General features: G+C 73.8%; 6 protein-coding genes and 1 pseudogene. All 7 read right to left on the bottom strand.

Features of this window, described 5'->3' with window-relative positions; all coding sequences use genetic code 11:
- Positions 1-335 (bottom strand): annotated as a pseudogene (locus AB0J68_RS23155) (transcriptional regulator); the annotation flags it as partial.
- A 138-nt stretch (positions 336-473) separates the two neighbouring features.
- Positions 474-1601: a hypothetical protein gene (locus AB0J68_RS23150; protein ID WP_355065216.1), complete on the bottom strand. Its 1128-nt coding sequence runs from the start codon at positions 1599-1601 to the stop codon at positions 474-476.
- Positions 1602-1614: 13 nt separating this feature from the next.
- Positions 1615-3963, bottom strand: coding sequence for a hypothetical protein (locus AB0J68_RS23145; protein ID WP_355065214.1), 2349 nt, complete (start codon positions 3961-3963; stop codon positions 1615-1617).
- An 11-nt stretch (positions 3964-3974) separates the two neighbouring features.
- Positions 3975-5411 (bottom strand): baseplate J/gp47 family protein, encoded by a 1437-nt coding sequence (locus AB0J68_RS23140; RefSeq protein WP_363940447.1) that lies wholly within the window; start codon positions 5409-5411, stop codon positions 3975-3977.
- Positions 5404-5907: a hypothetical protein gene (locus AB0J68_RS23135; RefSeq protein ID WP_355065212.1), complete on the bottom strand. Its 504-nt coding sequence runs from the start codon at positions 5905-5907 to the stop codon at positions 5404-5406. The genes AB0J68_RS23140 and AB0J68_RS23135 overlap by 8 nt, the downstream gene beginning before the upstream one ends.
- Before the next feature lies 1 nt (position 5908).
- A complete protein-coding gene (locus AB0J68_RS23130; RefSeq protein WP_354862316.1) occupies positions 5909-6232 on the bottom strand; it encodes a hypothetical protein in 324 nt (107 codons plus the stop codon).
- Between the two features lie 10 nt (positions 6233-6242).
- On the bottom strand, positions 6243-6998 hold a 756-nt coding region (locus tag AB0J68_RS23125; RefSeq protein ID WP_363940446.1), incomplete at its 5' end, for a hypothetical protein.

Raw genomic sequence — 6998 nt, 5'->3', positions numbered from 1 at the left:
AGCACCTGGTGCGCGAGGGCCAGCCGGTCGTCCTCCTCGACGAGGGGCTCGGGGGTGACCCGGTGCAGCCGCCAGAGCATGGTGCGCAGGTTGGCGCGGGCCCGCTCCTCGTGCGAGCCGGGCCAGAGGGTGCCGGCAGCCTCCCAGCGGGCGCACCGCTGGCGTACGCCGAGGTAGGCGAGCAGCCGGCGCGCGCCCTGCGGCACCACGACGGACCGGCCGTCGCGTTCCAGCCCGAAGCCGCCGAGCAGACGCAGCGTGTACCGGGTTGGTCGCGCCACGCCGGCCTCCTGCGCCCCGGAGCGGACGTCCTGCGTCACCTCGTGAACTGCCATCCCTGCGCCCTTCGCACCCGATCACCGGTGTGGGAGTTCCACGCTCGGGTGTGGACGGTCCGCACGCCAGCGCAGTGTCGTCACACCGACCCGGCGAACGGCGGGGATCAGCCGTTCGCCGGAGCGATGACCGGCCGTTCAGCGCAGCTTGCTCAGCGTCCGGGCGTAGCCGGTCCACTCGGCGGCGTCGCCGACGTCGGCGCGTACCCCGGCCTCCTTCATGATGCCGAGCACCCGCTCGGCCGGCGCCTCGGCCAGCTTGCCGAGCGTGCTGATCCCGGCGCGGGTCAGCGCCGCGCGGGCCTTGGTGGGCACCCCGGCGAGCATGGCGATGTCGGCGTCGGCGACGTTCTCCAGTTCCGCGTCGATACCGAGCGCGGCGGAGACCGCCGACTGGGCGCCCGCCGTGGTCCGGACGATTGCCGCCTCCCGTTCGCTGACCTCGACGACCATCGCGTCCACGCTCGGGTAGCTGCTGTCCGCCGGCAGCACCTTGAGCACGTCGCGGATCGTCCGGCCGTCGGCCACCTGGTCCTCACCGAAGGTACGGATGAACTCCACCACCTTCACCTCGCGCGGGAAGCGCTGCCGCACGTCGGCGTTCTCGACGGCGTACCGGTCGAGGTAGGCGGCGCCCCGGACCTTCGGGCCGGCGACCACGTCCACGCCGAGGGTCTCGACGGCGGGCAGCACGATCGTGCCGGCCTTGGTCTGCCAGATGCTGACCTTCTTGTCCATGAACATCGTGGTGCCCATGTACCGGCCGAAGTCGAGCGTGCCGATGTAGTTGGGGATCTGCTCGAGCTGGTACGGGCCGGGGCTGACCTTCGTCTCGTGCACCGTGGAGTGCAGCCGGTTGATCTCGGCGCGGATCTCGTCGAGCAGCCGGCGCAGGCTCACCCGCATCGCGGCCATGCAGGAGAACGCCTTGGCCAGGTCGGTGCCGAGGTGGTCCAGGTCGTGCTCGATGCGGTGGAACCGCTCGTTGAAGCCCTGCTCGCCGGGCGTCTGCCCGGCCTGCACGACGTCCTCGCCGTCGACCCAGTCGGTGTGGGCGAAGGTGCGGGCGAACGGTGGAGGCGCGCAGCCCGGCTCCACCGCCGGGAACGGCTCGGCGTAGCTGAACACCCGCTTCGCGGTGCCCACGTTCTCGTAGATCCAGGAGGAGACCAGCACGCTGGCGTCCGACTGCGGGATGCCGTGTTCGGTGAACATCCGGTAGAGCTCGGTGACGGTCACCCCGTCGTAGTTGATCTCGCTCGCCATGATGATGTCCCTCTCAGAGCTGGTCGTACACGCCGCGGTGCCGGCGCTGCTGGAAGGTGCGGAAGGTCCGGGCCACCGCCGGGCGCAGCGGCTCGGCGTCGCCGTCGGCGTCGAGGTCGACGTGGTCACGCCGGATGCCGAAGGTGTTGATCTCCACGCCGAGCGGGCAGACCCGCGTCAGGGTGTTCATCAGCCGCTCGTACTGGGCCAGGGTCAACGCCACCCCGTCGGGCAGCTCCACCCGGAACTCGTACGGGTCGGTCAGCCCGGTCCGCACGTAGGACAGCGCCACCACGGCGACCAGACCGGCGTGGGTGGGGCGCAGCGTGGTCCGCGCGCCGACCGCCTTGATGTCCGCGGTGCCGCCGCCGAGCCCCACGGTGTACCAGCGGAAGCCGGTGGCCCGCCGCTCGGCCAGGTTGAGCCCGGCCTGGGGCAGCCCGATCACGCTGCACACCAGCAGCACCCGGTTGCCGGTGTCGACCAGCGGCAGCGCGGCGGCGAGATGCTGGTCGCGGAGCAGGCCGACCAGCCGGGCCAGCCGGTCGGCGGCGGCCGGCTGCCCGGCGATCAGCGCGGACGCCAGCGCCGCCGGCAGCTCGATGGTCTCCACCAGCTCGTCGGGGAGCCGGTTCAGCGCGGCCACCACGGGCGCCGGGTCGCGTACCGCGGGCAGGCCGGCGGCGGCCAGGACCGCATCGACCGGCTGCCCGGCCGGCCGGGTCGGTACGCCCGCCCACCGGGTCCGGGCCGCCGCGTCGGTCATCGGCGTCCACGCCGGCTCCCCCGCGCCCGTCCACGCCGTCGCCGCGGCGGCCAGGCCGGCCAGCAGCAGCGCGTTGCCACCCGGGTCGCCCGGCGCGTGGAACTGCGCCTCGACGGCCACGTCGGCGCCGACCGTGGCGGCCGTCGGCGCGGTCACCGCCAGCCCACGGGTGGGCAGGTGCGACAGGTACATCCTGGTGGTGCTGATCCGGTGCGTCGTCTGCACCCCGCACACCCGCCACAGCCACGCCACCTCGCCGTCGGCGGCCACCGTGGGCACACCGGCGGCGCGGGCGGCGGCGATCAGGGCCTCGGCGGTCCGGTCGCCGGTGACCGCGCGACCGGTGTCCAGCACCCGGTTGCGCAGGTCGGTGGCCTGCGCGGGGGTCGGCCAGCTCACGTCCACGCCGAGGCCCAGCTCGTAGCGACTGCCACCGGCGTCGTCCTGGGCCCGGGTCACCTGCCACACCAGGGTCGAGCCGAGCGCCCGGCAGACGCGCCCGGCGCGGTCCAGCGCGGTGGCCAGCGGCGGCGCGATGGCGTGCGCGCTGTCGAAGGCGTACGACTGCCGCAGGCTGGCGCGCAGCGCCGTGACCTCGGTCAGCCGGCCGGACGGCAGCGCCCGAGCGGCGTGCGTGGTGTTGTTCGGCGGGGTGTTGGCGGGCAGCACCAGGCGGTCGCGGCGCAATTGGGCGAGGAAGTTGGTGCGGTGCTGCGGATCACCGGCGGCGACCAGCCGGATCGCCACCGCGAACCGGTCGTCCTCCTCGCGCAGCGTGAACCGGGCGCCGCCGGGCAGGTCGGCGAAGAGCCCCGCGTTCGGGTCGGTGTCCGCGCCGGGGCCGTTGAGCAGCCGGCGTATCGCGCCCGGAGTGGGCAGCAGGAACCGCCGGTAGAGCCCCAACCGGTGGGCGTACGCGGCGTCCGCCTCGCGGGCCGGCGGCGCCAGCCGGCGGGCGTACACGTCGCCGCTGGCCGGCTCGTGCACCAGCTCGTCGACGAACCGGGCCACCCCGACGTCCGCGCCGATCCGGTCCAGCGCGTCACGTCGGGCGTGCGCGAGGGTCCGGTAGGCGTGCACCTCCCGCGCCGTGCGGCGCAGCCGGTGCTTCTCGTACGACACCAGGTAGAGCAGCCGGCCCAGGTTGCCCTCCACGACGGCCAGCTCGACCAGGGCGGTGAGCGCCGCACCGGTGACCGCCGTGGCGGCCGCCCCGTCGACGGCCCGCTCGGCCGTCACAGCGACGGAAAACGGCGCTACCAGCGGCTCGTCGGCGGTGTCCGGCGCGTATGCCGGCACCGACGCTCCCGCGGCGGACCAGGGCGCGAAGACCACCGGCGGCAGCACCCGCTCGTCCCCGCCGCCGCCGGGGTTGACGGTGACGCTCACCCGGACGGTCTCCTCGACCAGGTCGCGACGCAGCACGACGGTGAGCAGGGGGTGCCGACTGGTCCAGTCCACCGCGGCGGCGCCGGTGGTGGCGAGCGGCACGACGACCCGGCGGACGGTCCCCGGGTAGGGGCCCTCCAACTGGTCGACGAGGTTGCGTTCGACGGACGGATCGGCGCCGTCCACCGGCACCCGGATGTCGGTCATCGCGCCCCCGCTCAGACGATCCGGAACGGCCGGGGATCGTCCCGGTCGACGTAGACGGGCACCTGGTTGGCGGCGAGCACCGCGTTGTCGCCGACCGGCAGCCGCTGCACCCCGTCGCCGGTGGGCGCGCTGCCGGTCACCACCACCGCCGAGTCGGCCGGGAACCGCACGAGGCGCAGCCCGCGTACGTCGGCGACGCCCGGCTCGTTCATCAGCGTCCAGATCACCTCGGCGGCCCGGACCGGCTCACCGAAGGGCAGCTCGTCGACGTAGCGGCGCAGCCGCGCGTGCAGCCGGGCGCGCAGCTCGGTGGCGGCGGTGGACGCGTTCACCGTCTCCTTCGAACCGGTGGGCAGCGGCAGGCCACGGATCACCAGGTCCGCCTCGACGCCGATGCCGACCTCGTCGGCCCGGTCCACCGAGGCGAAGATGCCCACCGGGCGCAGGTCCTCGATGACGGACTCGACGGCGGCGTGCAGCCCGTCCGGCCCGTCCCAGATGGCGGCGGCGGTCGGCGCGACGAGCACCGTGACGTAGTACGGGTTACCCAGGTCGCGTTCGGTGCTGAAGACCCGCTCGATGAAGTTGAAGTTGCCGAAGATCGACTGGTTGAGGTCCAACCCGCCCCGGCCGTCGAAGACCTGCACCTGACGTACGCCGGGCACGGTGGCCACGGCCAGGCCGATCGCCTCGGCCGTCCAGATCGAGCGGGGCGCGGCCAGCAGCAGTTGCCGGTAGCGGGCGTCGGAGACCTGCTGTTCACCCCCGGTCAGCGCGACGGTGTGGGTGATCTCGACCAGCTCCTTACCGGCCGCCTGCTCGGCGTCGTCGAGGTCGGCCAGCAGGGTGTCGGCCCGGTTCCAGCGGTCGATCTTCTGGTTAACCTGCGTCGGGTCGAGGTTGTGCGCCGGGCCGGGATAGAAGGCGGCGACGGCCGGTTCGCGCTCGCCGACGGCGGCGGAGAGCACCACTGTCTCGTCCAGGGCCACGTGGTGCCCGCCGGGGGTGGACAGCCGGGCGCCCCGGGGCAGCGTGAGCGGGGTGTGGCCGGCGGGCAGCGCCGCCTTCAGCTTCAGTTTCACCGTGCCCCGCGCGGGCAGGTACGGCCGGGCGATGCCGAGTTCCTCGCCGAGGCGGGTCAGCGCGTCGGCGGTCGCCGACACGACGAAGGAGTTGTCGTAGACCGCGCCGAGCGCCGCCCACAGTCGGGCGTCCTCCAGGGCGGCCAGTTCGAGGACCTTGCGCAGCACCGCGCCGCTGGTCAGGTCGACGTCCTCGCCGAAGAGCAGCCGGGCGGTGGCCAGTTTCTCGGCGAGCAGGCGGGCGAAGGACTTGGGCACGAAGCCGGTCTCGACGATGCCGAAGCCGGTCGAGCCGGTGGCCCGCAGCGCGGCGGCGTCGACGGCGAGGACATCGGCCAGCTCGGCCGGGAGGGTCGGGTCAGACACTGGGCAGCTCCCCGAGGCGCACCGAGAGCCGGTCGTCGGTGATGGTTTCGAACTGGACCTGCACCTGCAGGGTGCGCGACGAGCGCAGGGCGGTCGCCGCCGCGTCGTCGGCACTTCCCGCGCCGAGTCGGCCGTCGTCGAGGTTCACGTCGACGATCTTGCGGACCCGGGGATCGCGGTCGAGCAGCGTGATGATGCCGATGCGGACCTGCTCGCGGATGAGATTCGGCTCGATCTGCTCGGCGAGGGCGTTGAGCCCGTCGAAGCCGAAGGTGGCGTCGAAGACGTTCGAGCCGCGCAGCGTGGTCAGCGCCACCGCGAGGCTCTGCGCCACGTTGCCGGTGCCCTCGACGAGGGCCAGCGCCCGGCCGTTCGGGCCGTCGTCGAAGACGATGTCCCGGGCCAGGTCCACCCCGGGCATGGTGGGTTCGAAGGCGAGGCCCCAGCCGAGGTAGCGGCGCTGGGCGGCCTGCCGTTCGCGCTCGGTGCGGTCCATCTCAGACCGCCTTCAGTTTGCTCTGCCCGGCGGTGGCCGCGAGGCCGGAGGTGCTGCCGTTGGTGGCGCCGCTGAGGGTGTCCAGCGCCACCCCGGCGCCCCCGACGTGCAGCTTCTGCGCGGCCCCGGACGCCGACACGACGTTCTTGCACTGCACGGTGGAGCTGCTGTCGGTGATCGCGCACCCGCTCACCGACTTGCCGGTGATGCCGTCCGGGCGGACGACCGGGGCGCCGGCCACCGTCAGCTTGGCCTGCCCGGCCGGGGTGACCGTGCCCTGGCTGGGGCAGTGCACGTTGCTCGACGTGGTGAGCACGAATGCCATGTCGTTCTCCTCAGTGGACGTTCATCGCGTTGTCGACCTGGACGTCGACGTCGTCGGCGGCGATGCTCACCGTGCCGCCGCTGATGTTCACCGCGCCGTTGCCGGCGTCCAGGTCGATCCGGGTGGCGGTGATGGTGATCGAGCCGTCCTGCTTCATGACGATCGACGACCCGCCGGCGGCGTGCTCGATGGTGATGCTGTCGGCCTCGTCGGCGCGTTGCGGGCGCTGCCCCCGTCCCTGCAGCTGGTCCCGGCCCACCCGCACGGTCAGCTCGCCCAGCTCGATGACGCGGTTGCCGTCGCCGTCGGTGAGGTCGTGCGTGACCTTGCCGTCGTGGTCGGCGGGCACCACCGAGTCGCCGATCGACGAGCGGCTGTTCGTAGCCACCCCGACCGGCAGCGACAGCCACCAGTCCCCCGGCTGCGACACCGGGGCGTGCCCGGTGGGCCAGAGCGCGCCCACCTCCACCGGGTCATCGGGGGCGCCGTTGCGGTAGGCCAGCGCCACCCGGGTGCCCGGATAGCGGGGCAGGATGAGCCCGCACCCACCCCAGGCGAACGGGGTCAGGTAGGTCACCCCGGGCAGCGGCGCGGGCTGTTCCCGGCGTACCGGCAGACGGCGGGCGGCGTTGGGCCGGCCGTCCGAGCGGACCAGGCCCTCCCACACCGTCTCGGTCTGCGCGGGCGGCTCGACCGCGCCGCTGGCGTTGGTGGCGGCGGCGCGTACCTCGCCGATCTCCAGGCCGCGCGTCTCGCCCCGGGCGGC

This window comes from Micromonospora sp. NPDC049580 (assembly GCF_040675595.1).
In the GTDB taxonomy this organism is placed as follows: Bacteria; Actinomycetota; Actinomycetes; order Mycobacteriales; family Micromonosporaceae; genus Micromonospora.
The sequence above is the reverse complement of the archived record's forward strand: the minus strand, read 5'-3'. Positions and strand labels throughout refer to the sequence as shown.